Raw genomic sequence first — 26240 nt, 5'->3', positions numbered from 1 at the left:
GCCCTCTGCGCCCCAGGATTGAAGCACGATGGCGTCAACCCCGCCGCCGTCAGGGATCGAGGCGCTTCCACAGGATCATGGTCGCGTGCTCGGCGCCGGCGGCATCCAGGGCGAAGCCCGGGATGATGCCGGTCTCCTGCCAGCCCATGGCGCGGTAGAGCGCCTCGCCCTCGCTGCCCGCCAGGGTGTCGAGCACCAGCAGCCGCCGGCCGAGCCGCAGCGCCTCGGCCTCGATCCGCCGCATCAGCGCCCGCCCGATCCCGCCGCGGCGGGCGGTGGGATCGACCAGCACCTTGGCCACATCCGCCCGGTGCGGCTGGTTCTCCGGCATGTCGAGGATGAGCTGCGCCGTGCCGACCAGCCGGCCCTCCTGCCAGGCGGCGAGCAGCAGCTTGCGCCCGCCCGCGACATCGGCCGCGACCCGGTGCCAGAAGGCGCGGGCGCGCGACGGCGCCAGCGGCGGCAGGAAGGAGACGCTGGCGCCCGCCTCGACGCAAGCCACCAGGATCTCCGCCAGGCGCCGCTGGGCGCTGGTGGCGCCGGCCGCGTCCAACACCTCCACCGCGACGCCGCGGAGCGGCTTGGCGTAGCGGAACTCGATGGAATGCGAGAGGTCGTCCAGCACCCGGATCGGGCCCTGCCGGAGGAAGCCGTGCTTCTCGTAGAAGGCATGCGCCCGGTCGAAGCGCGTATCGGAGAAGAGGACGAGGCGCCCGGCGCCGCCGGCCCGCGCATGCGCCTCGGCCGCGCCGAGCAGCGCCGCGGCGAGGCCGCTGCCGCGCGACGCGGCCTCGACATAGAGGCGGCCGATCTCCCACGCCTCCGGGGCGGGCCCCGGCCGGGTGGCGATCATCCCGACCACCCGCCCGTCCCGCTCGGCCGCCCAGAGCGCGCCGCCGGCCGCGGCATAATGGCTGGCCAGCGCCCGCAGCTCCGGCAGCTCGCCATCGATGTCGAGGACGCAGCCGGGATACTCCGCCCAGCAGGCGCCGATCAGGGCGATGAAGCCTGCGGCGTCGGCATCGCGGCCCGGGCGGAGCATCGCCGCGGCCGCCACCGGCTCAGGACAATTCCGCGCAGAATTCCTGGATGCGGGTGCAGGCCTCGGTCAGGCTCGCCGTATCCGTCGCGTAGGAGATGCGCATATGCGGCGACATGCCGTAGGCCGCGCCCTGCACCGCCGCCACATGCTTCTCCTCGAGCAGCGCCGCGACGAAATCCGTATCCGTCTCGATCCGCCGCCCGCCCTTGGTCACCCGGCCGAGGCAGCCCGCGATGTTGGGGAAGACGTAGAAGGCGCCCTCGGGCTTGTGGCAGGTGACGCCGCGGGCGGCGTTCAGCATCTCGACGGCCAGGTCGCGCCGCTGCTCGTAGACGCGGCGGTGCTCCTCCACCAGCGCCTGCGGCCCGTCGAGCGCCGCCGCCGCCGCCGCCTGGCCGACGGTGGAGACGCCCGCCGTCGCCTGGCCCTGCATGTTGAACATGCCCTTGATCAGCTTCGCCGGCCCGCCGCCGAAGCCGATGCGCCAGCCGGTCATGGCATAGGTCTTGGAGCAGCCGTTGACCGTCAGCGTACGGTCCTTCAGCCCCGGCGTCACCTCGGCGATGGTCGAGAAGCGGTGCCCGTCATAGAGCAGGTGCTCGTACATGTCGTCCGACAGCACCCAGAGATCCGGATGGCGCAGCAGCACCTCGCCGATCGCGCCGAGCAATTCGCGCGGGGCCACGGCGCCGGTCGGGTTGCCGGGGAAGTTCAGCATCACCCATTTGGTGCGCGGGGTGATCGCCGCCTCGATATCCTCCGGCCGCGGCAGGAAGCGGTTGTTCTGCGGGCAGGAGACGGTGACCGGCACGCCGCCCGGCACCTTCGCCATGTCGGCATAGGAGACCCAGAAGGGCGAGGGGATCACCACCTCGTCGCCCGGATCGATCGTCGCCATGAAGGCGTTGAAGATCACCTGCTTGCCGCCGTTGCCGACGATGATCTCGTCCGGCCCGTAGTCGAGGCTGTTGTCGCGCTTGAACTTGCGCGCGATGGCTGCCTTCAGCGCCGGCGTGCCGCCCTGCGGCGGGTATTTGGTGTCGCCCGCCAGCGCCGCCTGATAGGCGGCCTCGATGGCGTGCCGGGGGGTGGCGAAATCCGGCTCGCCATTGGCGAGGCTGATGACCGGGACGCCGCGCGCCCGCATCTCCCGCGCCTTCGCCGTCATGGCGGCGGAGGCCGAGACCTGGACCTTGGCGAGGCGCTGGGCGAGCTCGGGCATGGGCCTAGTGCATGCCTTCGCAGAAGCGCCGGATGCGCGTGCAGGCATCCTTCAGCGCCTCGTCGCTGGTCGCGTAGCTGATGCGGAAATAGCCGGGATACATGAAGGCGGCGCCGTGCACGCAGGCGACCCCCTCCTCCTCGAGCAGGGCGATGCAGAAATCCTCGTCCGTCTCGATCCGCTTGCCCGACTTCGTGGTCTTGCCGATGCAGCCCTGCATGGAGGGGAAGACGTAGAAGGCGCCTTCCGGCTTGTGGCAGCGCAGGCCGGGGGCGGCGTTCAGCATCTCCACCACCATGTCGCGGCGGCGCTTGTAGGCCACCTTCATGGTCTCGATGGAGTCCTGCGGCCCGGTCAGCGCCTCGACCGCCGCGGCCTGGCTGATGCTGCTGGTGTTGCTGGTGGACTGGCTCTGCAGCTTGTCCATCTGCTTGATGAGATGCGCCGGCGCGCCGGCATAGCCGATGCGCCAGCCGGTCATCGCATAGGCCTTGGAGCAGCCGTTCATCGTCACGGTGCGGTCGCGCAGCCGCGGCTCCACCTCCAGCACCGTCGCCGGGCGGAAGCCGTCATAGGCCAGCTTGTTGTAGATGTCGTCGGTGAAGACCCAGACATGCGGGTGCTTCATCAGCACGTCCGTCAGCGCCTTCAGCTCCTCGGCCGAATAGGCGGCGCCGGTCGGGTTGGACGGGTTGTTGAGCAGGAACCACTTGGTCTTCGGCGTGATCGCCGCCTCGAGCTGCTCCGGCCGCAGCTTGAAGCCCATGTTCTCGTCGCCGCGGACGATCACCGGCTTGCCCTCGGCCAGCTCGACGATGTCCGGGTAGGAGACCCAGCAGGGGGAGGGGATGATCACTTCGTCGCCCTGCTGCACGGTGGCGAGGAAGGCGTCGAAGATCACCTGCTTGCCGCCGGTGGCGATCAGGATCTCCTCCGGCTTGTAGTCGATGCCGTGATCCGCCTTGAAGCGGGCGGCGACGGCCTGGCGCAGCGCCGGGGTGCCGGCGACGTCGGTGTATTTGGTCTCGCCGCGCTGGATGGCGGCGATGGCCGCGTCCTTGACGTTCTGCGGGGTGTCGAAATCCGGCTCGCCGGCGGCCAGGCCGATGACATCCTTCCCCGCCGCCTTGAGGGCCCGCGCCTTGCTGGTCATGGCAATGGTCAGCGAGGGGGAGATGCGGTCGAGGCGGTCGGCGATGAGCTTCATGGGGTCCTGCCGGACATGCGGGGAGGCCGGACCCTAGCTGCGCGCCCCCGATGCTTCAACCCGCGCTGTCGCCGACCCGGCCATTCCGCCCGAGAATGAGTGCCGCTGCGCCGACCAGCAGCGCGGCGAGGCCGAGCACCATGGCCGCCAGCGCGTTGATCTCCGGCGTCAGCCCCATGCGGAGCTGGGAGAAGACCAGCATCGGCAGGGTCGTCCCCGCCGGGCCGGAGACGAAGCTCGCCACCACCACGTCGTCGAGCGAGAGGGTGAAGGCGAGCAGCCAGCCGGCGGCCAGCGCCGGGGCGATCAGCGGCAGGGTGACGGTGCGGAAGACCGTGAAGGGGCCGGCGCCGAGATCGGCCGCCGCCTCCTCCAGCGCCGGGTCCAGCCCGGCCAGCCGCGCCTGCACAACCACCGCCACATAGGCGAGGCCGAGCGTCGCATGCGCCAGCAGCACCGTCGCCGCGCCGCGCCCCGGCGCCCAGCCGAAGGCCGCCTCGGCCGCGCCCTGCAGCACCACGAAGAGCAGCAGCAGCGAGAGGCCGGTCACCACCTCCGGCAGCACCAGCGGCGCCCCGGCCAGCACCCCGAACAGGGCCCGGAAGCGGAACCGGCCGAAGCGCGCCAGCGCCCAGCCCGCCAGGCCGCCGAGCAGCACGGCGAGCGTCGCGGCGCCGGCGGCGATGCGCAGCGACAGCCAGGCGGCCTCCAGCATCCGCCCGTTCGCCGCCAGGGCGCGGAACCAGCGCAGCGAGAGCCCGCCCCATTGGAAGGGGATGCGGTCGGCGCTGAAGGCGTAGCCGACCAGCAGCAGGATCGGCAGCCAGAGGAAGGCGAGGCCGAGGGCAAGGCCGAGGCGCCTCACGAGGGCCCGCTCCCGCGGGCCTCCCCGGCATCCTCCAGGCGCTGGAAGAGGCAGATCGGCAGGATGAGCACCAGCAGCAGGGCGAGGGCCAGCGCCGCGGCCAGGGGCCAGTCGCGGTTCTGGAAGAACTCCACCCAGAGCGCCCGGCCGACCAGCATCGCCTCCGGCGGGCCGAGCAGCTCGGGGATCACGAACTCCCCGGCGGCCGGGATGAAGACCAGCAGGAAGGCGGCCAGCGCCCCGGGCAGGGAGAGCGGCAGGGTGACGCTGCGGAACACCACCCAGGGCGTGGCGCCGAGATCGGCGGCCGCCTCCTCCACCGCCCGGTCGCGCCGCAGCAGCACTGTGGCCAGCGGCAGCACCGCGAAGGGCAGGTAGGCATGCACCATCCCGACCAGCATCGCCGCATCGGTGTAGAGCAGCGGCAGCGGCCCCGCGGTCAGGCCCGCCCCCTGCAGCAGGCGGTTCACCCAGCCGCCGTCGCGCAGCAGCCCGATCCAGGCGCCGAGCCGCGGCAGGAAGCCGGTCCAGAAGGGCAGCAGGACCAGGGCGGCAAGCGGCATCTGCCAGCGCGCCGGGCTGGCGGCGATGCCGAGCGCCATCGGATAGGCCAGCGCCAGGCAGAGGGCGGCGGTGGCGAAGGCGACCAGCAGCGAGCGCAGGAAGGCGTCAAGGTAAAAGACATCGGCCAGCAGCAGGCGCAGCGGCTCCAGCGTTCCCTGCCAGCCCTCCGCGAGGGAGAGGGGCGGGCGGAAGGGCGGCACGCCGGCCGAGCCCTCGGAGACCGCGATGACGGCCAGGATCGCCACCGGCGCCGCCACCAGCAGCAGCAACCAGAGGAAGGGCGGCAGCAGCAGCCAGCGTCTCATGCGGCGAGCGGCGCCAGGCTCTCGGCCGCCCAGGCCAGGGCGACCGCGGCCCCGGGCGCGGGCGGCGCCGCCCCGGCCGGCAGGGCGACGCGCCATTCGCCGCCGCCCGGCAGCGCCGCCACCGCCATCCAGCCGTCGCCGCGATAGGCGAGGTCCTTCACCCGGGCCAGGATGCCGTTCTCCGCCGGCGGGGCGCCGGTGGCGAGGAGGCGGATGCGCTCCGGGCGCAGGGCGAAGGCGGCCAGCGTCCCGGGCGGCCCGGCCGGCGCGGCGGGGCGCAGGTGGCAGCCGGCAGCGCAGGCCACCCGGCCATCGGGCTCGACCCGGCCCTCCAGGATGTTGGCGGCGCCGAGGAAGGCGGCGACGTGCCGCGTCGCCGGCCGCTCGTAGAGCGCCTGCGGCGTGTCGAGCTGCGCCAGCCGCCCCGCCTCCAGCACCGCCACGCGGTCGGCCAGCGCCAGCGCCTCCCCCTGGTCATGCGTCACCATGACGAAGCCGGCCCCGGTCGCCCGCTGCAGGGCGCGCAGCTCAAGCCCGGTGCGCTCGCGCAGCCCGGCATCGAGCGCCGCCAGCGGCTCGTCCAGCAGCAGCAGGGGCGGGCGCTTCACCAGGCTGCGGACCAGGGCCACGCGCTGCCGCTGCCCGCCCGAGAGCTGCCCCGGCCGGCGGCGCTCCAGCCCGGCCAGCCCGACCAGCGCCAGGGCCTCGGCGACGCGGCGGGCGATCTCGGCCCGCGCCACCCCCTCGCGCCGCAGCCCATAGGCGACGTTGTCGAAGACCGAGAGATGCGGGAACAGCGCATAGCTCTGGAAGACCATGCTGACCGGCCGCGCATGCGGCGGCAGGGCGGTGATGTCGCGCCCCTGCAGCAGCACCTGCCCGGCATCCGCCGCCTCGAAGCCCGCGACGATCCGCAGTAGGGTCGACTTGCCGGAGCCGCTGCCGCCGAGCAGGGCGAGGAACTCGCCCGGCCGGACCTCGAGGCTGAGGCCGTCCAGGGCGAGCGTCGCGCCGAAGCGGCGGGTGATCCCCGCCAGGCGCAGCAGCGGCTCGGCCAAGGCCTCAACGACCCGCGCGGAAGCGGGTCCAGAGCCGGCTGCGCAGCCGCTCCGCGCCCTGGCCCGGCGTGCCGGCGACGAAGGCATGGGCCAGCGCCGCCTCCGGCGGGTAGATGGTCGGATCCTCGCGCACCGCCTCGGCCAGCAGCGGCCGGCTGGCCGGGACGGCATTCGGGTAGCGCACCTTGTCGGTGATGGCGGCCATGCTCTCCGGCTGCAGCAGGAAGTCGATGAAGGCGAAGGCGGCCTCGGGATGCGGCGCATCGGCCGGCACGGCGAGCATGTCGAACCAGAGATGCGCGCCGCCCGGCGGCACCAGGTAGCCGAGCTCCACCCCGCGGCCGGCCGCCTTCGCCCGCGCGGCGGCCTGGATGACGTCGCCGCTATAGGTCAGGGCGACGCAGATCTCGCCGCTCGCCAGCATGTCGAGCAGGGCGCCGGAGCCGGGGATGGCGCGCAGATGCGGCCGGATGGCGAGCAGCGCCTGCTCGGCGGCGCGGAGATCGGCCGGCTCGGCCGAGTTCGGATCCTTGCCCAGCCAGGCGAGGACCGTCGGCAGCACGTCGGTCGCGCTGTCCATCACCGCCAGGCCGCAGCCGGCGAGCCGGGCGGCGTTCTCCGGCCGCAGCAGCAGGTCGGGCGCCTGCAGCGGTGCCTCCGGCCAGAGCGCCCGCACCCGGTCCAGCCGCACCCCGAGGCCGACCGTGCCCCAGAGATAGATGGCACCGAAGCGGTTGCCGGGATCGACCGCGGCGACGCGCTGCATCAGCCCGGGATCGAGGTTGCGCCAGTGCGGGATGCGGCTCCGGTCGAGCGGCAGGAGCGCCTTGGCGCGCACCAGGCGGGCGAAGCTCGGCTCGCTGGTCGGCACGATGATGTCGTAGCCGGAGCGGCCGGCGGAGAGCTTGCCCTCGAGCGTCTCCAGGCTGTCGTAGACATCGTAGCGCACCCGGATGCCGGTCTGCTGCTCGAAGCGGGCGATCACCGCCGGGTCGATGTAGTCGGACCAATTATAGACGTTCAGCACCGTCTCCGCCGCCGCGAGGCGGGCGAGCAGCAGGGCGGGCAGCAGCAGGCAGGCGAGCAGGCAGGTTCGGCGCATCAGCCATCCCGTTCGGATCGGAAGGGAGGGGGAGGCTAGCGCGGATCGCCCGCGCTTCCGACCGGCAATCGGCGGCACAGGGCCTTCTTCCCCACGGCCTGGCGGAGCCGGGCCTTGCTCGATCTTGCGCCGAGAGCGCCGCCCAGCCTGCCGGCACGGCATCGCGCCCCGGGAGGGGCGGATGCGATATCATGCCGGGATAGCCATTCTTTGCCGCTAAGCGGTTGTGCGAAAATGATTTACCCTCATCGGGCAGGCGATCGGCCCCAAATGGGGTAAAAATATGCTTTTCAGAGAGTTATCCAACGAACAGCGCCGCCAGCGCATCGATGCGCCGCAGCTCTACGAAGCATACCTCGTCACCCGTGGCGACCTCGCCCGCCGCATGGTCTGGCAGGAGGTGTCGGGCAAGGACTATCTCTATCGCCGCGTCGGCAAGGTGCATCGCAGCCTGGGGCCAAGAGCCCCCAGGACGGAGGAAGCCTACGACGCCTTCGAGCGGGGCAAGGCGGCCGCGCAGGAGCGCGAAGCCGCGATGGAGACGCGCCTCGCCGAGATGGCCCCCGTGAACCGGGCCCTGGGCCCGGTACGGGGCGCATTGCGGGAGGCCTCGTCCACGGGGACGGAGCCGCCGCGGATCGAATGGTAGGTAGCGCCTGCCGGCGCCGTGACGCCCGGTGGCCGCAGCGGATGGCGGCCAGGCAGACAGGCGCAGTATTAGGAGATTTTTCCTTGACACTGCGGATCGTTCCCGGATATCCCGGACGGGCCGACGGCCGAACTGCGCCCGACGCGTCCCCGCACCATCCGCGCCCGCCGCCGGCGGCACCCCCGAGGAGCGCATCCGCGCCCCACGGGGCGCCGTCGCGACCGGCCGTTGCCGAGACGGAGAGAACCCCGTGCCCTTCAGCCCGGCCAGCTTCAACGCGCTGATCCAGACCAGCGCCTTCAACCTCTGGCACTACCGCACCTCGGACAGCCGGGCGATGGTCAGCGCCGATGGCTATTTCGCACCGGTCGCGGACAGCCTGCAGCCGGGCGACCTGATGGTGCTGCAGACCTCGGACGCCATGGCGATCGTGCCGCTGCGCAGCAACGACACGCTGGGCCCGGGCGTCACGCTGGACGGCACGGTCGGCCCGGTGAGCCTGCTGCGCGCCTCCGCCCAGGGCTTCCGCTTCGGCCAGGCCGCCTCGGCGGTGGTGCGGACCATCCTGCTCGCGCCGATCGCGGCCGGCATCCTGGTCGGCGGCAGCATCCCGGTCTCGGCCCGCGTCGCCGGCCCGATCGGCCAGGTGGTCTTCAGCGTGCGCCAGGCCGACGGCACGCTGATCCCGCCGGCGCAGCTCGTGACCGTGCAGAACGGCCAGGCGGTGGCGAGCCTTGCCGCGCCGCCCACCGGCAGCGGCTACCGGATCCGCGTCGAGGACGCCGCTGATCCGGCGATCGCCGCGCTCTCCGGCAGCTTCAGCGTCGCGCCCGATACCGGGCTGCTGCTCGACGAGGCCGCGGATGGCCTGCTGACCGAATCGGGCAACCGCCTGCGGCGCTGAGCGCCGCGCCGAGGCCGAACGCCCGCCCAAGCCGCCGCGCCGCCGCCCCTGCCCCCCCCGGGGCCGGCGAACCGGCATTCCCCCCGCCCGCCCGCGTCGCGCCGGTCCTCCGGCCCTCCACGCGCGCCCATCCGGACCGGAGACCGATGCCCGACGTCAGGATCAGCGAGCTTCCCGCCGCCAACGCCCCCGCGGATACGGATCTCGCGCCGCTGGTGCAGTCCAGCGGCAGCTTCCTCGAGACGCGCCGCGCCACCCTGGCGCAGCTGCGCGGCGCCGTGCTCGCCGATCGCGGCGCGCATGTGCGCGACTACGGCGCCGTCGGCGACGGCGTCACCGACGACGCGCCCGCCATCCAGGCCGCGATCAACGACCTCAAGACCAAGGGCGGCGGCACGCTGAGCTTCGGCCCGCATGTCTACCGCATCGCCTCGGCCATCAGCATCTACGGGGCCACCATCCGCCTGCAGGGCGCCGGCTTCACCGAGGGGCCCGGCCCCGGCCAGGGCACCTGGCTGCGGATCGACAGCACCGGCTTCACGCCCTTCACCTTCACCGGCGACATGGCGCGCGGCTCGGCGGTGCGCGACCTCGCCGTGGTGCAGCAGCACAACGCCGCGCAGGATGCGAGCTGGGCGCCGACCGGCTACGACTACGTCTTCCGCGTCGAGGATTGCTACGGCGGCGTCGATTTCGACAATGTCTTCCTCTGCGCCGTCAACCGCGGGATCTATGCGCGGAATTCCGGCCGGGTCGATATCCGCCGGCTGCGCGGCCAGGTCTTCACGACCGGCGTCGAGATCGACCAGTGCTACGACATCCCGCGCATCCACAGCCTGCATTTCTGGACCTTCTGGACCAGCGACGACGACGTGGTGCGCTGGCAGCAGGCGAATGGTGACGCCATGGTCTTCCGCCGCTGCGACGGCGTCTTCATCGACCAGGCCTTCGCGCTCGGCTACCGCAGCATGTTCCGCTTCGCCTCCTCGACCGCGGGCATGACGACGAAATTCTACATCGGCCAGGCCTATGTGGATTTCTGCCAGTACGGCGTCTGGATCGAGGCCGGCGGCACCGACGGGCAGATCGCCAGCCTCACCCACCAGGGCGAGATCTTCAACGCCGGCGGCCCGCCCCTGGCCGGCGGCATCGGGCTCTACGTCAATGCCTCGAACACGCGGCTGCATGTCGGCAACCTGCGCATCGACGCGGTGGAGGACAACGCCGTCCGGGTGAACGGCAGCGGCAACCGGCTCGACATCTTCTCGCTGCGCTGCGTGCGCTACAACTACCGCAACAACGGCGCGACGGCGATCTACCTCGCCGATAGCGGCGGCAACGCGGCGAACCAGCTCTATCTCGGCGCCCCGCCGCTGCTCGAGCGCGGCAATGGCGGCGGCCTGGTCAATGCCGGCACCAATGCGCTCTGCGCCGCCGGCGCGCCGGCCGGGCGGGCGGCGCGGCCGGGCCTCGCGCTCGGCAGCGCCGATACCGGCCTCTTCCAGCCGGCGGCGGGCGCCCTGGCGGTGGCCGCGGGCGGGGCGGAGGTGCTGCGCGTGACCAGCGCCGGCACGCTGACCTTCGGCGACGCGCCGGGCGCGCATGCGCTGGAGGTGGCGATGCCGGTCTCCGGCGCCAACCACCTGACGGTGACCGGCGGCGCCACCGGCGGCCAGGTCGCCCTGCAGGCGCAGGGGATCGATGCCAATATCGACCTCGGCCTCGCTGGCAAGGGCAGCGGGCTGCTGCGCACGGTGACGCCGCCCACGGCCGATGCCTCGACCGCCGTCGCCACCACCGCCTGGGTGCGGGCGCAGGGCTATGCGACGAGCGGCGGCGGCGCGGGCGCGGTCACGAGCGTTGCCGGCCGGACCGGCGCGGTGACCCTGACCACCGCCGATATCGGCGGCTTCGCGGCCGCGGCGGCAGGCGCCGCGCCGGTTGCCTCGGTGGCCGGCCGGACCGGTGCGGTCACGCTGACCACCGTCGATATCGGCGGCTTCGCGGCCGCGGCGGCAGGCGCCGCGCCGGTTGCCTCGGTGGCCGGCCGGACCGGTGCGATCACGCTGACCAGCGCCGATATCGGCGGCTTCGCGGCCGCGGCGGCAGGCGCCGCGCCGGTCGCCTCGGTGGCCGGCCGGACCGGTGCCGTGGCGCTGGCGGTCGCCGACATCGCCGGCGCGGCGCCGCTGGCCTCCCCGGCGCTGACCGGCACGCCGACCGCGCCCACCCAGGCCGCGACCAACAGCAGCACGGCGCTCGCCACCACGGCCTTCGTCTGGGCGCGCCCGGCGCAGCGGCAGCCCGCCGATGCCACGGCGGGCGGCGGCAATGCCCGCGGCAGCAACGCCACGGACTGGCAGGGCAGCCGCGACCAGGCGACACAGGTGGCGAGCGGCGCCCTGGCGACGATCGGCGGCGGCGGCGGCAACACCGCCTCCGCCGCCGCCGCGACGGTCGCGGGCGGCAGCGGCAACACGGCCGGCAGCGCCAATGCCTGGGTGCCGGGCGGCCAGCAGGCGGATACCCGCGGCCATCCCGGCCGCGGCGCCTGGGCCAATGGCTGCTTCAGCACCCCGGGCGACGCGCAGGCCGGCGAGTTCGTGCTGCGCCGCCAGACCACGGATGCGGCCGCCACGGTGCTGACCCTGGACGGCCTTGCCCCGGGCGCCGGCAACCTACTGAGCCTGCCGGGCAACGCCGCCTTCGCCGCCAAGCTGCTGCTGGTGGCGCGGCAGGTGGGCGGCACCGCCGGCACGGTCGGCGACTGCGCGAGCTGGGGCCGCGACATCCTCGTCAGGCGCGGCGCCAGCGCCAGCGCGACCGTGGTGCTGGCGCCCGGCAGCGCGACGCCGGTCGCGCCGAGCAACGGCGGCGACTCGGCGGCCAACAGCGCCTGGAAGATGGCCATCGTCGCCGACACCAGCAACGGCGCCCTCGCCATCACCGTCCAGGGCGAGGCGAACAAGACCATCAACTGGGTCGCCCGCATCCTCTCCGTCGAGGTCGTCGGCTGACCCCCCTTCCTGTGGAGCGTGCCCCATGGCCCTGATCAAGCCGATCGAGATCCGCAACACCGGCCTCGTCGCCACCTATTGGCGGTTGACGCACTGCCAGATCGACCATGCCGCCGGCATCGCCGAGTTCCGCCTGCATGGCTACCCGACCCGCGAGGCGCGGCTTGCCGGCAAGGCGCCGCTGCCCGGCATCGCCTATCGCGTGCAGGCCGGGGCGCTCGGCCTGCCGGACCTGCATGCGGTGACCAGCGCCGCGCTCTACGCCGCGGCCCGCAGCCAGCCGGCGAGCGACGGCGTGGTCTGGTTCGCCGATGCCGAGGAGGGCTGAGCGGCGCCGCATCCCGACCGGGATCCCAACCGGGGCGGGGCGGCCGCGCCCCGCCGCAACCCCGACACAGGAGAGTAGAGCATGCCCGACCTCACCGATTACGCGAAGAACCTCCTCGGCCGCGCCCTCTGCGCCCGCGCCCCGGCCCTGCCGAGCCAAGTCTATCTCGGCCTCGGCACCGGCGGCAGCGACGCCACGGGGCTCATCGGCGAGCCGGCCGGCAACGGCTATGCCCGGCAGCGGGTGACCTTCACCGGCACCGGGGTGCAGCAGAACACCGACGCCATCCGCTTCACCTTCACCGCCGCCGCCGGCACCATGACGCATGTCGGCCTCTTCGACGCGGCGAGCGGCGGCAATGCGCTGACCTGGTCGGCCCTGTCGCAGCCGGCCGTCGTCACCGGCCCGGGCAGCGTGACCCTGAACGCCGCCGCCCTGATGCTGAGCGCGAGCTGAGGGCGAGGGGCCCGGCGGGAGCGCCCCGCCGGGCCGCGGCGCCCGGCCCGTCATGCCTCCCTGGACCGGCCCGCATGGCTGACGGCTTGTATCCGACGGTGGCGCTCAGCTAGTTTGCGGAATAGCACCGGAGACCGCCTTGAATCCGTTCGACGCCGCCCAGCTTGCCCCGGAGACCCGGGTCACGATCTGCGACCGTTGCGGCAGCCGCATCGCCGGCCTCTGCCAGCCGCTCGACGCGGCGGCGCTGGACGAGATCTCGGCGGAATCGCAGCAGGTCGTGCTGCCGGCGCACAGCACGATCTTCCGCGAAGGCGACCCGGCCGGCAAGGTCTTCACCCTGATCGAGGGCTTCGCCAAGCTCTCCCGGCTGCTGCCGGACGGCAAGCAGCAGGTGGTGGGCTTCCGCTTCGCCGGCGACGTGATCGGCTACACCACCCTGGGCAGCTACCCCTTCGATGCCGAGCTGCTGACCGAGGCCCGGATCTGCCGGCTCGAGCGGCGGCAGCTCGATGCGCTGCTGCAGCGCTACCCGAAGCTCGAGCGCCGCCTGCTCGATCTCTGCGTGCAGGAGCTGACCGCGACGCAGGAGCAGCTCGTCACCGTCGGCCGCCGCTCGGCCGAGGCGCGGGTGGCCGCCTTCCTGCTCTCCCTCGTCGCGGCCGAGCGCCGGCGGGGGACGGAGCGGCAGGTGCTGGAGATGCCGATGACCCGGGCGGACATCGCCGATTTCCTTGGCCTGACGCTCGAGACGGTCAGCCGCAGCCTGACGGCCTTCCGCAAGCGCGGCTGGATCCGCGAGCCGCTGCATCACCGGGTCGAGCTGCTCGATGTCGCGGCGATCTCCGACCTCGCCGAGGGGCTCGCGTCCGAGCGCTGAGCCGCGCCGCCCACCGGGCGGCCCGCCTGCCTCCTTCCTGGCATTATCCTTGCAACACCTCACCGCCGGCGGCAGCGCCGTCGGGCCGCAGGGGGGGCGAGGGCGATGTGCCAGGGTGACGATCCGAATTGCCGCGATTTCGAGACGCATCGGCTCGATTTCCGCACCGGCCTCGCCAAGGAGCGCCGGGCCTTCCTGAAATCCGGCTTCGCCGCCTCGGGCGGCGCGGCGGCGCTCGCCACGGCCGGCATCTCCCTCGTGCCCCCCGCCCTGGCCCAGGCCTCCGCGGCGCGCGCCGCCGGCGGCCCGCGGCTGCACAGCCTGCCGGCGAATGCCGAGACGGTGCATTGGGGCTATTTCAGCAAGAGCCTGGCGCCGCGCCTCGAGGTCAATTCCGGCGACTACGTCACCATCGAGACGCTGACCCACCACGCCAACGACGATGCCGAGCGCATGGTCCAGGGCGATCCCGGCGCCGAGAGCGTCTTCCTCTGGACGAAGGACAAGAAGGGCGTCATGCGCCGCGGCGCCGGGCCGGGCGATGGCGGCGGCCTCGGCGTGCATATCTGCACCGGGCCGGTGGCCGTGCGCGGCGCCGAGCCGGGCGACGTGCTGGAGGTGCGCATCCTCGATGTCGCGCCGCGCCCCTCGGCCAATCCCGCCTTCAAGGGCCTCGCCTTCGGCAGCAACGCTGCGGCCAATTGGGGCTTCCACTACAAGGACCTGCTGACCGGCGACAAGCCGCGCGAGGTGGTGACGATCTACGAGCTGGACGCCACCGGCAGCCGCAACTGGGCGAGCGCGGTCTACAATTTCAGATGGGTCCCGGTGACCGACCCCACCGGCAAGGTGCATCCGACCATCGACTATCCCGGCCTGCCGGTCGATCACGGCCGCACCGAGCGGCGCTTCGGCGTGCTGAAGAACATCCGCGTGCCGATCCGGCCGCATTTCGGCACCATGGGCCTGGCGCCGAAGGAGGCGGAGGTCGTCAATTCCATCCCGCCCAGCTACACCGGCGGCAACATCGACAATTGGCGCATCGGCAAGGGCGCGACCATGTACTACCCGGTCGCGGTGCCGGGCGCGCTGCTCTCGGTCGGCGACCCGCATGCCAGCCAGGGCGATTCCGAGCTCTGCGGCACCGCCATCGAATGCTCGCTCACCGGCACCTTCCAGGTGGTCCTGCACAAGAAGGCGGATCTCGGCGGCACGCCGCTCGATGGCCTCGACTTCCCGATGATCGAGACGGCCGAGGACTGGGTGATGTCGGGCTTCAGCTACCCGAATTACCTGGCCGAGCTGGGGCCCGACGCGCAGAACGCGATCTTCGCCAAATCCTCCATCGACCTCGCGATGCGCGACGCCTTCCGCAAGATGCGTGGCTTCCTGATGGGGGAGAAGGGGCTGACGGAGGACGAGGCGATCTCGCTGATGTCGGTCGCCGTCGATTTCGGCATCACCCAGGTGGTGGACGGCAATTGGGGCGTGCACGCCATCATCAAGAAGAACGTCTTCGCCGGGCAGGCATGATTCAATCCCCACGACACCGCTGCGCGGCGTCGCGGGGGCCGCGCTCTTCCCCATGACGTCGCTGCGCGCCGTCATGGGGGCCCCGGTGAGTCCCCGCTGGCCCAAGATCCGTCACAGCCTGCCGCGGCAAAGCCGCGGCAGGGCAACGGGCGGCGACCGAGGGCAGGGGACTGGCCATGTCCCGGCTGTCAGGCGCTGCGATCCGCGCTAGACCACCAGCCTGCAACCCGCAGGGGATCCGATGTCCGCCGAGATCCGTGACGCCATCCTGGCCTCCGCCGAGAGCCTGCGCCGCCTGGCCGGGGATGCCGCGGCCATCGCGGCGATCGAGGCCATCGCCGCGCGCTCCGTCGCCGCCCTCGCCGCCGGGCGCAAGATCCTGCTCTGCGGCAATGGCGGCAGCGCCGCCGATGCGCAGCATTGGGCGGCGGAGCTGGTCGGGCGCTTCCATTACGACCGGCCCGGCCTGCCGGCGATCGCGCTGACCACCGACAGCTCCATCCTCACCGCCATCGGCAACGACTATGGCTATGACCGCGTCTTCGCCCGGCAGGTGGAGGCGCTGGGCCAGCCGGGCGACCTGCTCTATGCGCTGTCCACCTCCGGCCGCTCCCCCGGCATCCTGGCGGCGCTGCGGGCGGCGCGGGAGCGCGGGATGGTGACGATCGGCTTCACCGGCGCCGGGGGCGGCGCCATGCCGGGGCTCTGCGACCTCTGCCTGCGCGTCCCGGCCGAGGCTACGCCGCGCATCCAGGAGGCGCATGAGGTCGCCGGCCACCTCATCTGCGAGCTGATCGAGCACCGGCTCTTCCCCCGCGCCGGCTGAGCCGCACCGCCCCCATGTCGGGCCGCGCCCTCTTCCTCGACCGCGACGGCATCATCAACATCGACCACGGCTACGTGCACCGGCGCGAGGATTTCCACTTCGTGGAGGGCATCTTCGACCTCGCCGCGGCGGCGACGCGCCGCGGCCTCGCCCTCGTCGTCGTCACCAACCAGTCCGGCATCGGCCGTGGTCTCTATACCGAGGCGGAGTTCCAGGCGCTGATGCGCTGGGTCGCCGGCGAGTTCGCCGCCCGCCGTACCCCGCTCGCCCGCATCGAGCACTGCCCGGACCATCCCGACCGCGCCACGCCGCGCCGCAAGCCCGGCCCTGGCATGCTGCATGACGCCGCCGCGGCGCTCGGCCTCGACCTCGCCGGCTCCCTCATCATCGGCGACCAGGCGAGCGACATGGAGGCCGGCCGGCGCGCCGGGCTGCGGACCCGGCTGCTGGTCAGCGACCGTCCCGCGGCGGCACCGGCTGCGACGCTGGTGCTGCCCTCGGTGCGGGCGGCAGCGGCATGGCTGGCCGGGGCCGGCTGACCGCGCCGCCCATATAAGCCGCCCAGGGCTTTGCCCGCCGCGGCGCCCGCGCCAGGGCGCAATGCGCCCCGTCCAGGCTCATCCAGCGGCTGTAGAAGGGGTCGCGCAGCAACGCTTCGCCCCAGCGGCGCTTCATATGGGCGATCTCGCCGGCGAAGCGCCGCGCCTTCTCCGGCGCATGGTCCTTCCCGCGCGAAGCCGATTCCAGGTGGTGGAGCGCGGCGAAGGGCGTCCAGAGGATGCGCCAGCCGGCCTCGCGGATGCGCAGGCAGAGATCGATGTCGTTGAAGGCGACGGCGAGGTTCTGCGCATCCAGCCCGCCCACCGCCTCGAACACCGATTTGCGCAGGGCGAGGCAGGCGCCGGTCACTGCCGCCACCTCCCGCACCAGGGCCAGCGAGCCGAAATAGCCGGAATCGCCCGGCTCGCTGCGCAGCAGGTAGTGGTCGGCGACGCCGCCGACGCCGATGACGACGCCGCCATGCTGCAGCCGCCCATCGGCATAGAGCAGCCGGGCGCCGACCGCGCCGACCTCCGGCCGCATCGCCTGGCTCGCCAGCTCGCGCAGCCAGCCCGGCTCGATCACCTCGATGTCGTTGTTCAGCAGCAGCAGCAGCTCGCCCCGCGCCGCGGCGGCGGCCTGGTTGTTCAGCGCCGCGTAGTTGAAGGGGCCGGGCGAGGCCAGGATGCGCACCCGCGGATCGGCGCGCAGCCGCACGAACAGCGCCAGCGTCTCCGCCTCCTCGCTGCCGTTGTCGACGATGAGGAGCTCGATCGCCGGATAGTCGGTCTTCTCCAGCACGCCCTCGGCGCAGGCGGCGAGGAGCCCGGCGCGGTCGCGGGTCGGGACGATGACGGAGACCAGCGGCGCCGGCTCCGGCAGCGGCCAGACCACCCGCGTATGGGTGGGGGCGAGGGGGGAGGGCTCCAGCCGCGCCGCGACGCCCTGCGCCGCCAGCAGGTCGGCGACCGCCCGCCGGCTCGCCGCCGTGCAGCGGTCGAGCTGCGCCTGGGAGAAGCTGTCCGCCTGGCCGGTCTGCCGCCAGTGATAGAGGATGGCCGGGATGTGCCGCACCCGGGCCGGGCCGACCGCCGCCGCGGCGCGCAGGGCGAGGTCGTGGTCCTGGCTGCCCTCCAGCCCCTCGCGCAGCCCGCCCAGCCGCTCCAGCAGGTCGCGCCGGTAGACGCCGAGATGGCTGACGAAATTCTGCCCGAGCAGCAGGTCGGGGTCGAAATCCGGCTTGAAATAGGCGCCGAAGCGCTGCCCCTCGGCATCGAGCTTGTCCTCGTCCGAATAGAGCACGGCCGCCTCCGGATCCGCCTCGATCGCCGCCGCCACCTCGTAGAGCGCCGTCTCGGCCAGCAGGTCGTCATGGTCGAGCAGCGCCACGTAGTCGCCCCGCGCCAGGGCGAGGGCGCTGTTGCTGGCGGCCGAGATGTGGCCGTTGCGCTCCCGCCGCACCCAGCGCAGCCGCGGCTCCTCGGCGGCGATCTCGGCCAGCACCCGCGCCACATGCGGCGAGGGCGAGGCGTCGTCGGCGATGCAGAGCTCCCAATGCGGCCAGAGCTGGGCGCGCACCGAGGCGATGGCGGCGCGCAACAGCAGCTCCGGCGTCTCATAGGCCGGCATCACCACCGAGATCAGCGGCGGCGCCGGCATGGCGGCGATATGGGCGCGGATCGCGGCGCGGTCCGTCTCGGCCAGGGTGTCGAAGCGGGCGATCCAGCGGGCATAGCCGCGCCGGTCCTCGGGGTCGTAGCGGCCGGTCGGCGGCTCGCCGAGCAGGGAGCGCGCCAGCCCGGCGAGGCGGATGCGGAGCGGCAGCACCCAGTCCGGCAGCAGGCCCCAGGCGCCGCGCCAGGCCTGCTGCAGCGCCAGCCGCAGACGCTGCGAGGGGGTGAGGGCCGAGGCGGTGCCGGCGGGCGATGCGGCGGGTGCGGGGCCGGGCTGGGGGGGGAGGGACATGCGCCGGCGGGGTACCGCCTGCAGCCTGGACGGGAAACAGGGGCAGTGTCACGAAAGCTTGATGGGAATTTGACGCTCCGCCCGGCGGCGACCATTGTCCGGCCGGCCGCGGCCCGGCCGTGCCCGTCCCATCCCTCCCGTCCGAAGGTCCTGCCCATGCCCACCGCCGCGCGGCCCCTTCCGGCCGCGGCGCCCGAGCCCTATGCGCTGACGCCGCTGATCCTCGACCCGCCGGGCCTGCGCCGGGCGGTGCATGGCTACAGCACCGCCGGCACCTGGCGGCGCCTCGCCTGGCGGATCGGGCAGGTGCTGGCGGAGGTGGCCGGCGCCCTGCCGCAGGATGCGCTGCGGCGGCTGCGCGGCGGCGCGCCGCCGCTGCGGCGGCTGGAGGAAGGGCTGGACCCCCGGCCCGGGGCGCGGTCGGTCGCGCTCTACGTGCATTTCGCCGCCTCCGGCCAGGTCTCGGAGATGGTGCGCCGCCAGCTTGCCCTGCTCGCGGCCGAGGGCTTCGCCATCGTCTTCATCACCATGGCGGAGGCGGTGCCGGCGGCGGACTGGCAGGCGGCGCGGCAGCATTGCGCGCTGGTGGCGCAGCGGCGGAATTTCGCCCGCGACTTCGGCGCCTGGCAGGACCTGGCCGCCGAGGCGCGGCGCCGCTGGCCCGAGGCCACCGAGCTGCTGCTCGCCAATGACAGCGTGCTCGGCCCCATCCTGCCGCTCGAGCCGGTGCTGGGGGCGCTACGCGAGGGCGGCGAGGGGCTGTTCGGCCTCACCGAGAGCATCCAGGGCGGGCCGCATCTGCAGAGCTACTTCCTGCTCGCCCGCGGCCGGGCGGCGGTCGCCGACCTGTTCCATTTCCTGCTGGCGATGCGCATGAGCCATTCGAAATGGCTGGTCGTGCAGCGCGGCGAGCTGCGCGTGGCGCGCTGGATGCGGGCCCGCGGCCACCAGGTCGCGGCACTGTTCGGCTATCGCCGGCTGATCGCGGCGACGCTGGCCGATCCGGCGGAGCGGGCGCAGCTCGCCGCCTCCCACCCCCTGCTGCGCGAGCTCGAGCAGATGCCGGCGGCCGAGCGGGACGCGCTCTTCGCCACCCAGCCGCTGAACCCGACGCATCATTTCTGGCTCGCCCTGGTGCGCCGCCTCGGCTTCCCCTTCCTCAAGACCGAGCTGATCCGGCGCAATCCCGGCCGGCTGCCGGGGGTGGAGGGCTGGCCGGCCCTGGTGCCGGCGGAGGCGCCCTGCCCGGCCGGGGTGCTGGAGGCGCATCTGCGGATCATGGATGCGCCGCCGGCGGGAGACGCGGCGAACGATCCCGCAGCGCAAGGCACTGGACAGGAAACCCGTACCATCGCATGAAATCTGCGGAAGTATTTCGGTTCCGGGGCGGTGCCGGCAGGCGCGGCCCCGGGGCTGGCCCGCCTGTGTCGGTGCGGTCCCGCCGCTGTCGGTGGGGTGGCTGACACGGTCATCGCGGGTTCAACGAACACGGGAGAGTCGTGCCCGCGGCCAAGGCCGGGGATGGGGCCTCCGAATGCAGGACTGTGCATGACCCTGGACTGCGCATGACCCTGGGCGCGTCGCTCGATTGCCTCGCGCCGCCGGAGGCCCCGGCCCTGCCGCTGCACGCCGTCACCCCGGCGGGGCTGGAGGCGCTGCGGGCGCGGCTCGCGCCGGCGGCGGCGGGGTTCCTCGATGCCTCGGGCTTCAGCGGCGCGGCGCAGGAACTGCGCCTGCTGCCGGGGGGCGAGGGCATCACCGGCGCCGTGCTCGGCCTCGGCGAGGGCGAGGTCACGCCCTGGTCCTTCGGCAGCCTTGCCACCGCCCTGCCGGCGGGCAGCACCTGGACCCTCGCGGCGCCCGGGATGGCGGATGCGGCGGTGCTCGGCTGGTGCCTCGGCGCCTATCGCTACAGCCGCTTCCGGCCCGCCCCGCGCCCCCCGGCGCGGCTGGTCGCCCCGCCGGGGACGGAGCGCGCGCGCGCCATCGCCGAGGCGAGCTGGAAGGCGCGGGACCTGATCAACGCCCCGCCCAACCATCTCGGCCCGGCCGAGCTGGCGGGGGCGGTCGAGAGCCTGGCGGCGGCGCATGGCGCGCGCTGCGAGATCATCGAGGGGGCGCGGCTGCAGGACGGCTTCCCGGCCCTCGCCGCGGTCGGCCAGGCCAGCCCGCGGGCGCCGCGGGTGGCGATGCTGGACTGGGCGGCGCCGGGGCTGTCGGCCGGGGCGCCGCTGGTCGCGCTCTGCGGCAAGGGGGTCTGCTTCGACACCGGCGGGCTCGACCTCAAGCCGGCCGCCGGCATGCTGCGGATGAAGAAGGACATGGGCGGCGCCGCCATCCTGCTCGGCCTCGCCGAGCTGGTGATGCGGCTGCGCCTGCCGGTGCGGCTGCTGCTGCTGGTCGGCGCGGTGGAGAATGCCGTCGCCGGCAACGCCTTCCGGCCGCTCGACGTGCTGCGGACGCGGGCCGGGCTGACGGTCGAGGTGGGCAACACCGATGCCGAGGGGCGGCTGGTGCTGGCCGATCTGCTGGCCTGCGCGGCGGAGCGCGCGCCGGCGCTGCTGCTCGACTGCGCGACGCTGACCGGGGCGGCGCGGGTGGCGCTCGGCCCCGACCTGCCGGCCCTCTTCACGCCGGATGAGGGGCTGGCCGCGCTGCTGCTCGAGGCCGGCGCCGCGGCGCACGACCCGCTCTGGCGGCTGCCTTTGCATGCCGGTTACGATTCCTGGCTCGACAGCACCGTTGCCGATGTGAACAACATATCAGGTCGCCCCATGGCGGGCGCCATCATCGGCGGCTTATTCTTGCGTCGATTCGTCCCGTCGGGTCTCCGTTGGGCGCATCTCGATGTCTACGCCTGGAACGATACCAACAGGCCGGGAAGGCCGGAGGGGGGTGAGGCACAAGGGCTACGGACGCTTCTCAACGCCTTGGAAACTCTGTTCGGTGGCATACCGGGGCCGGGCCGGTAACGAGACCGAGATGGGGTGGAAACTTTTCGGGGCGGGCGGCTCTCAACAGGCCAGGATGCGTTACCCGTCTGTAGTGCCTGTGACACTCATTGTACCGGCGGGGCGCGCGCGTCCCGGTCCGGTCAGCGCAAGAGCCCATTGCGGGCGAGGGGATTAGAGCTATGGCGGTACAGAGCAACCCCGACCAGCTGGTCGGCATCCTCCGGGACACGGTCGTCGCCCTGGTGCGGCGCGATGGTCCTGACCTCTCGGCGCGTCAACTTGGCGTGTTCCTGACGGTCTACCTCACCGACGGTCCGCATACGGTGCGCGGCCTGGCGGCGGAGTTGAACGTGTCCAAGCCGGCGATCACCCGGGCGCTGGACCGGCTGGGCGAGCTGGACCTGGCGCGGCGCAAGGTCGACCCGATGGACCGGCGCAGCGTGATCGTGCAGCGGACGCTGAAGGGCACCGCCTTCCTCCGCGACATGCGCCAGATCATGTCCGAGGCGGAGACGCATCTGCGCGACATGCCGGCCGGCGAGGCGGTGGCCGCGAACACCGATCCGGCGCAGCGTCGCGCGGGCTGAGGCGCGGCGGCCCGCCTTCCGGGCGGGCCGGTGCCGGGGAGATGCGTGCCCGGTGGGTCGTCGCGGGTCGCACCCTGTATCACGGACGGCCGTGCCGGCCACCCGGCGATGATCCCGCGGGCCCCGGCCAGGCGGGCGCCGGCTCAGTAGCCGGCGGTGAAATCCACCAAATTGATCAGCGGGCGCCCGTCCCGGGCGCGATGGATGTTCTCGACCACCTGCGGCGCGGCGCTGCGGGGGATGGTGATGCTCGCCGCATGCGGCGTCAGCACCACCTTCGGATGCCCCCAGAAGGGATGCTCGGCCGGCAGGGGCTCGGGCTCGAAGACATCGAGCGCGGCGCCGCCGACCTGGCCCGAGTCGAGGGCGGCCAGCAGGTCCGGCTGCACCACATGCCCGCCCCGGGCCCCGTTGATGAGGAAGGCGCCGCGCGGCAGCAGGGCCAGGCTCCGGGCATCGATCACCCCGCGCGTCTCGGGCGTCAGCGGCAGCAGGCAGACCAGGATGTCGCTCCGCCGCAGCATGGCGGCGAGCCCCTCCGGCCCATGGAAGCCCTCGACGCCCGGCACCTGCTTCGGCCGCCGCGACCAGCCCATCACCGGGAAGCCGAGATGCAGCAGCAGCCGCGCCGCGGCGGTGCCGAGCTCGCCGAGGCCGAGGATGCCGATTCGCCGGCCGGAGGTCTCCGGCGCCGGCAGCTCCTCCCAGATCCGCTGCGCCTGCTGCGCCCGGTAGTCCGGGTCCTGCCGGTGGAAGCGCAGCACGTTCAGCAGCACCCATTCGGCCATGCCGGTGGTCAGCCGCTCGTCCACCAGCCGCGCGACGGGGATGCCGGGCGGCGGCCCGGGCGGCCGCAGCAGGTGGTCGACGCCGGCGCCCATGGAGACGATCAGGCGCAGATTCGGGTAGCGGCGCAGCTCCGCCATGTCATGCGCGGTCCAGACCACCGCCGCCTCGATGCCCGCCGGGTCGCCCGCCTCGGGGAACATCCGGATCTCGAGCGAGGGGTCGAGCGCGAGCAGGGCCTCGCGCCAGTCCTGCATCGCATTCGCCTTGGTCGAGAGAAGAACCGCCATCACCCCTCCTGCATCGCCGTGTCGGCGGGCTCGGCCGCCAGCTCCGCGGGCAGCGCCCGCACCCAGGCGCGCCAGTCGTCGCGCCGGGTCGCCGCGCGCTCGCTGCCATCGGGCAGCCTGGCATAGAGGCTGAGCGCCCCCTGCGCCCACCAGGCGTCGAATTGCCGGGCATCGGAAAGCACCAGCGCCGCGGTGCGCTCGAAGACGCCCTCCTTCACCCGCGGCATGTGCCGGCCCAGCCACCACCAGCAGCCCGCGGCGAGGATCGCGGCGCCGAGGTAGAAATGCACCAGCGCCGTGCCGGCCAGGGAGGCGACCAGGATGCCGCCCGCCGGCACCACGTTCTCCATGGTGCGGTAGACCGGGCTGCCCGGGCTGTTCATGCGCCGGATATCGACGCCGAGCTTGGCCTCCCCGGCATCGAGCAGTCCCCGCAGCCGCTCCAGCTCATTCATGTGCGCGTTGCCCCCTCGACGGCCCGCAGGTCGAAGGCGGCCGCCATGAGGGCGCGGGTATAGGGCGCGGTGGGGGCGGCCGTCAGCCTCTCGGCCTCGCCTTCCTCCACCACCTGCCCGTCCTTGAGCACGATGATGCGGTGGGCGAGGGCGCGCACCACCCGCAGGTCGTGCGAGATGAACAGATAGGCGAGGCGGTGCCGCGCCTGCAGGTCGCGCAGCAGCTCCACCACCTGCGCCTGCACCGAGACGTCGAGCGCGCTGGTCGGCTCGTCGAGCACGACGAGGCGCGGCTTCAGCACCAGGGCGCGGGCGATGGCGATGCGCTGGCGCTGGCCGCCGCTGAACTCATGCGGGTAGCGCCCGGCCATGGCGGGATCGAGCCCGACCTCGGCGAGCGCCGCCGCCACCGCCGCCTCGCGCCCGGCCCGCGACAGGCCGGGCTCGTGCACCTCCAGCCCCTCGCCGACGATCTCCCCGGCCGAGAGCCGCGGCGAGAGCGAGCCATAGGGGTCCTGGAAGACGATCTGCATCCGCCGCCGCAGCGGCCGGAGCGCGGCGCGGGAGAGGGGCTGGATGTCGCGCCCCTCGAAGAGGATGCCGCCCTCGCTCCGCTCCAGCCGCAGCAGGGCGAGGCCGAGCGTGGTCTTGCCGCTGCCGCTCTCGCCCACCAGGCCGAGCGTCTCGCCCTCGCGGATCGAGAGGCTGACGCCGTCCACCGCCTTCACATGGCCGGTGGTCCGGCGCAGCAGGCCCTGGCGGATCGGGAAATGCACCCGCACCGCCTCGGCGCGCAGCAGCTCGGCCGCGCCCGCCGGCACCGGCGCCGGGCGGCCGCGCGGCTCGGTCGCCAGCAGCATGCGGGTATAGGGGTGGCGCGGCGCGGCGAAGACGGCGGCGGCCTCGCCCTGCTCCACCGCCTCGCCATCCTGCATCACCACCACGCGGTCGGCATGGCGGCGGACGATCTGCAGGTCGTGGGTGATCAGCAGCATCGCCATGCCGAGGCGGCGCTTGAGGTCCTGCAGCAGCTCGAGGATCTGCGCCTGGATGGTGACGTCGAGCGCCGTGGTCGGCTCGTCGGCGATCAGCAGCTTCGGGTCGTTGGCGAGCGCCATGGCGATCATCACCCGCTGCCGCTGGCCGCCCGAGAGCTGGTGCGGGAAGGCGCCGAGCCGCGCCTCGGCATTCGCCAGCCCGGCCTCGTGCAGCAGGTGCAGCACCCGCGCGCGCAGCGCCGCGCCGGCCAGCGGGCGGTGCAGGGTGACCGCCTCGCCCACCTGCCGGGCGATGCTGTGCAGCGGGTTGAGCGAGGTCATCGGCTCCTGGAAGACGATGCCGGCGGTGCCGCCGCGGAGCTGCCGCAGCCGGTGCTCGTCCGCCCGCAGCACCTCCGTGCCGTCGAGCAGGATGCGCCCGGTCGGCGTGTGGCCGCCCGACGGCAGCAGGCGCAGCGTGGCGAGCGCCGTCATCGACTTGCCGCTGCCGCTCTCGCCCACCAGCGCCAGGGTCTCGCCCGGCGCCACGGTGAAGGAGACGCCCCGGACCACCCGGCGGGCGCCGAAGGCCACCGAGAGATCCTCGACCGCGAGCAGCGGCGCGGCGCGCGGGCCCGGCGCGTTCATCGCGCCCCGCCCGGCAGCTTGCGCGGGTCGAAGGCGTCGCGCACCGCCTCGCCGATGAAGATCAGCAGGGTCAGCACGCCGCCGAGCACGATGAAGCCGGTGAAGGCGAGCCAGGGCGCCTGCAGGTTGTTCTTGCCCTGGCCGAGCAACTCGCCGAGCGAGGGCGAACCCGGCGGCAGGCCGAAGCCGAGGAAGTCGAGCGAGGCGAGGACGATGACCGAGCCCGACAGGATGAAGGGCAGGAAGGTCAGCGTCGCCACCATGGCGTTGGGCAGGATGTGCCGCGCCATCAGCCGGGTGTCGGAGACGCCGAGCGCCCGGGCGGCGCGGACATAGTCGAGGTTGCGGCCGCGCAGGAACTCCGCCCGTACCACGCCGGTCAGCCCCATCCAGGAGAACAGCAGCAGGAAGATCAGCAGGGTCCAGAAGCCCGGCTCGATGACGCTGGCGAGGATGATGAGCAGGAAGAGCTGCGGCATGCCCGACCAGATCTCGATGAAGCGCTGGAACAGCAGGTCGGTCAGCCCGCCATAGAAGCCCTGCACCGCCCCGGCGGCGATGCCGAGCACGGAGGAGACGATGGTGAGCGTGAAGCCGAACAGCACCGAGATGCGGAAGCCGTAGATGACGCGCGCCAGCACGTCCCGCGCCTGGTCGTCGGTGCCGAGCCAGTTGCGCGCGGAGGGCGGCGAGGGCGCCGGCCGGCCGAGGTCGCGCACCACGGTGTTGTAGGCATAGGGGATGGCCGGCCAGACCAGCCAGCCGCGCTGCCCGATCTCGCGCAGCAGCGTCGGGTCGTGCCAGTCCGCCTCGGTCGGCAGCCCGTCCGGGATGACGTCGCTCTCGGCGTAGTCGGCGAGGACCGGGACGAACCAGCGGCCATCGACGCGGGCGACCAGCGGCCGGTCATTGGCGATGAACTCGGCGAAGAGGGTGACCGAGAACAGGGCGAGGAAGGCCCAGAGCGACCAGACCCCGCGCCGGTTGGCCCGGAAATTCGCCAGGCGCCGGCGGGTGAGGGGGGAGAGGGTCATCGTGCGGATGCCGGCGCCCCGGCTGCGTTTCCGCATCCGGGGCCCC

General features: G+C 73.4%; 24 protein-coding genes. 12 read left to right on the top strand and 12 right to left on the bottom strand.

Annotation, left to right across the window (positions count from 1 at the left end; translation table 11 throughout):
- Positions 1–49: 49 nt before the first annotated feature.
- Genes DOO78_RS20425 through DOO78_RS20395 form a run of 7 tightly spaced genes read right to left on the bottom strand, consistent with a single transcriptional unit; the run spans position 50 to position 7365 of the window.
- Complete coding sequence (locus tag DOO78_RS20425) at positions 50–1042, bottom strand: GNAT family N-acetyltransferase (protein ID WP_111471742.1); 993 nt, start codon at positions 1040–1042, stop codon at positions 50–52.
- Positions 1043–1061: 19 nt separating this feature from the next.
- Positions 1062–2264, bottom strand: coding sequence for a pyridoxal phosphate-dependent aminotransferase (locus DOO78_RS20420; RefSeq protein ID WP_111471724.1), 1203 nt, complete (start codon positions 2262–2264; stop codon positions 1062–1064).
- Between the two features lie 4 nt (positions 2265–2268).
- Complete coding sequence (locus DOO78_RS20415; protein ID WP_111471723.1) at positions 2269–3471, bottom strand: pyridoxal phosphate-dependent aminotransferase; 1203 nt, start codon at positions 3469–3471, stop codon at positions 2269–2271.
- A gap of 55 nt (positions 3472–3526) precedes the next feature.
- Positions 3527–4336, bottom strand: a complete 810-nt coding sequence (locus DOO78_RS20410) for an ABC transporter permease (protein ID WP_111471722.1) — start codon at positions 4334–4336, stop codon at positions 3527–3529.
- Positions 4333–5205 (bottom strand): ABC transporter permease, encoded by an 873-nt coding sequence (locus DOO78_RS20405; RefSeq protein ID WP_111471721.1) that lies wholly within the window; start codon positions 5203–5205, stop codon positions 4333–4335. The genes DOO78_RS20410 and DOO78_RS20405 overlap by 4 nt, the downstream gene beginning before the upstream one ends.
- Positions 5202–6263, bottom strand: coding sequence for an ABC transporter ATP-binding protein (locus tag DOO78_RS20400; protein WP_207802987.1), 1062 nt, complete (start codon positions 6261–6263; stop codon positions 5202–5204). The genes DOO78_RS20405 and DOO78_RS20400 overlap by 4 nt, the downstream gene beginning before the upstream one ends.
- Before the next feature lie 4 nt (positions 6264–6267).
- Positions 6268–7365, bottom strand: a complete 1098-nt coding sequence (locus DOO78_RS20395) for an extracellular solute-binding protein (protein WP_111471719.1) — start codon at positions 7363–7365, stop codon at positions 6268–6270.
- A 283-nt stretch (positions 7366–7648) separates the two neighbouring features.
- Here DOO78_RS20395 and DOO78_RS20390 point away from each other — a divergent pair, with 283 nt between their 5' ends.
- The 9 genes from DOO78_RS20390 (at position 7649) to DOO78_RS20350 (ending at position 16497) form a co-directional block, all read left to right on the top strand.
- The gene (locus DOO78_RS20390) at positions 7649–8014 is read left to right on the top strand and encodes a nucleotidyltransferase family protein (protein ID WP_111471718.1); all 366 of its coding nucleotides are present in this window, start codon (positions 7649–7651) and stop codon (positions 8012–8014) included.
- Positions 8015–8264: 250 nt separating this feature from the next.
- On the top strand, positions 8265–8918 hold the full coding sequence (locus DOO78_RS20385; protein ID WP_111471717.1) for a hypothetical protein: 654 nt from the start codon (positions 8265–8267) through the stop codon (positions 8916–8918).
- A gap of 146 nt (positions 8919–9064) precedes the next feature.
- Positions 9065–11935, top strand: a complete 2871-nt coding sequence (locus DOO78_RS27905; RefSeq protein ID WP_111471716.1) for a glycosyl hydrolase family 28-related protein — start codon at positions 9065–9067, stop codon at positions 11933–11935.
- Between the two features lie 25 nt (positions 11936–11960).
- Complete coding sequence (locus DOO78_RS20375; protein WP_111471715.1) at positions 11961–12263, top strand: hypothetical protein; 303 nt, start codon at positions 11961–11963, stop codon at positions 12261–12263.
- 81 nt (positions 12264–12344) lie between these two features.
- The gene (locus tag DOO78_RS20370) at positions 12345–12719 is read left to right on the top strand and encodes a phage tail fiber protein (protein WP_111471714.1); all 375 of its coding nucleotides are present in this window, start codon (positions 12345–12347) and stop codon (positions 12717–12719) included.
- A gap of 139 nt (positions 12720–12858) precedes the next feature.
- On the top strand, positions 12859–13599 hold the full coding sequence (locus tag DOO78_RS20365) for a Crp/Fnr family transcriptional regulator (protein ID WP_111471713.1): 741 nt from the start codon (positions 12859–12861) through the stop codon (positions 13597–13599).
- Between the two features lie 105 nt (positions 13600–13704).
- Entirely contained in the window at positions 13705–15132 is a 1428-nt protein-coding gene (locus DOO78_RS20360) for an acetamidase/formamidase family protein (protein ID WP_111471712.1), read from the top strand.
- 241 nt (positions 15133–15373) lie between these two features.
- Positions 15374–15958: a D-sedoheptulose 7-phosphate isomerase gene (locus DOO78_RS20355; protein WP_111471711.1), complete on the top strand. Its 585-nt coding sequence runs from the start codon at positions 15374–15376 to the stop codon at positions 15956–15958.
- A gap of 14 nt (positions 15959–15972) precedes the next feature.
- Positions 15973–16497, top strand: a complete 525-nt coding sequence (locus DOO78_RS20350) for an HAD family hydrolase (RefSeq protein ID WP_111471710.1) — start codon at positions 15973–15975, stop codon at positions 16495–16497.
- Here DOO78_RS20350 and DOO78_RS20345 read toward each other — a convergent pair.
- Positions 16409–18463: a glycosyltransferase family 2 protein gene (locus tag DOO78_RS20345; RefSeq protein ID WP_111471709.1), complete on the bottom strand. Its 2055-nt coding sequence runs from the start codon at positions 18461–18463 to the stop codon at positions 16409–16411. The two genes, DOO78_RS20350 and DOO78_RS20345, sit on opposite strands and share 89 nt — an antisense overlap.
- 156 nt (positions 18464–18619) lie before the next feature.
- Here DOO78_RS20345 and DOO78_RS20340 point away from each other — a divergent pair, with 156 nt between their 5' ends.
- The 3 genes from DOO78_RS20340 (at position 18620) to DOO78_RS20330 (ending at position 22004) form a co-directional block, all read left to right on the top strand.
- Positions 18620–19822, top strand: a complete 1203-nt coding sequence (locus DOO78_RS20340; protein ID WP_111471708.1) for a hypothetical protein — start codon at positions 18620–18622, stop codon at positions 19820–19822.
- 206 nt (positions 19823–20028) lie between these two features.
- Positions 20029–21435, top strand: coding sequence for a leucyl aminopeptidase family protein (locus tag DOO78_RS20335; protein WP_111471707.1), 1407 nt, complete (start codon positions 20029–20031; stop codon positions 21433–21435).
- Positions 21436–21596: 161 nt separating this feature from the next.
- Complete coding sequence (locus tag DOO78_RS20330) at positions 21597–22004, top strand: MarR family transcriptional regulator (RefSeq protein WP_111471706.1); 408 nt, start codon at positions 21597–21599, stop codon at positions 22002–22004.
- Between the two features lie 143 nt (positions 22005–22147).
- On the opposite strand, the gene DOO78_RS20325 is transcribed toward DOO78_RS20330, so the two are convergent.
- Genes DOO78_RS20325 through DOO78_RS20310 form a run of 4 tightly spaced genes read right to left on the bottom strand, consistent with a single transcriptional unit; the run spans position 22148 to position 26194 of the window.
- Positions 22148–23080, bottom strand: coding sequence for a 2-hydroxyacid dehydrogenase (locus tag DOO78_RS20325; RefSeq protein WP_111471705.1), 933 nt, complete (start codon positions 23078–23080; stop codon positions 22148–22150).
- Entirely contained in the window at positions 23080–23535 is a 456-nt protein-coding gene (locus DOO78_RS20320; RefSeq protein WP_111471704.1) for a hypothetical protein, read from the bottom strand. The genes DOO78_RS20325 and DOO78_RS20320 overlap by 1 nt, the downstream gene beginning before the upstream one ends.
- Positions 23532–25160 (bottom strand): ABC transporter ATP-binding protein, encoded by a 1629-nt coding sequence (locus DOO78_RS20315; RefSeq protein ID WP_111471703.1) that lies wholly within the window; start codon positions 25158–25160, stop codon positions 23532–23534. The genes DOO78_RS20320 and DOO78_RS20315 overlap by 4 nt, the downstream gene beginning before the upstream one ends.
- Positions 25157–26194, bottom strand: a complete 1038-nt coding sequence (locus DOO78_RS20310; RefSeq protein WP_111471741.1) for an ABC transporter permease — start codon at positions 26192–26194, stop codon at positions 25157–25159. The genes DOO78_RS20315 and DOO78_RS20310 overlap by 4 nt, the downstream gene beginning before the upstream one ends.
- Positions 26195–26240 lie beyond the last annotated feature (46 nt).

Origin of the sequence: Roseicella frigidaeris, from assembly GCF_003258945.1 — a bacterium.
Classification (GTDB): Bacteria; Pseudomonadota; Alphaproteobacteria; order Acetobacterales; family Acetobacteraceae; genus Paracraurococcus; species Paracraurococcus frigidaeris.
This window is presented reverse-complemented; position numbering and strand designations above follow the sequence as displayed.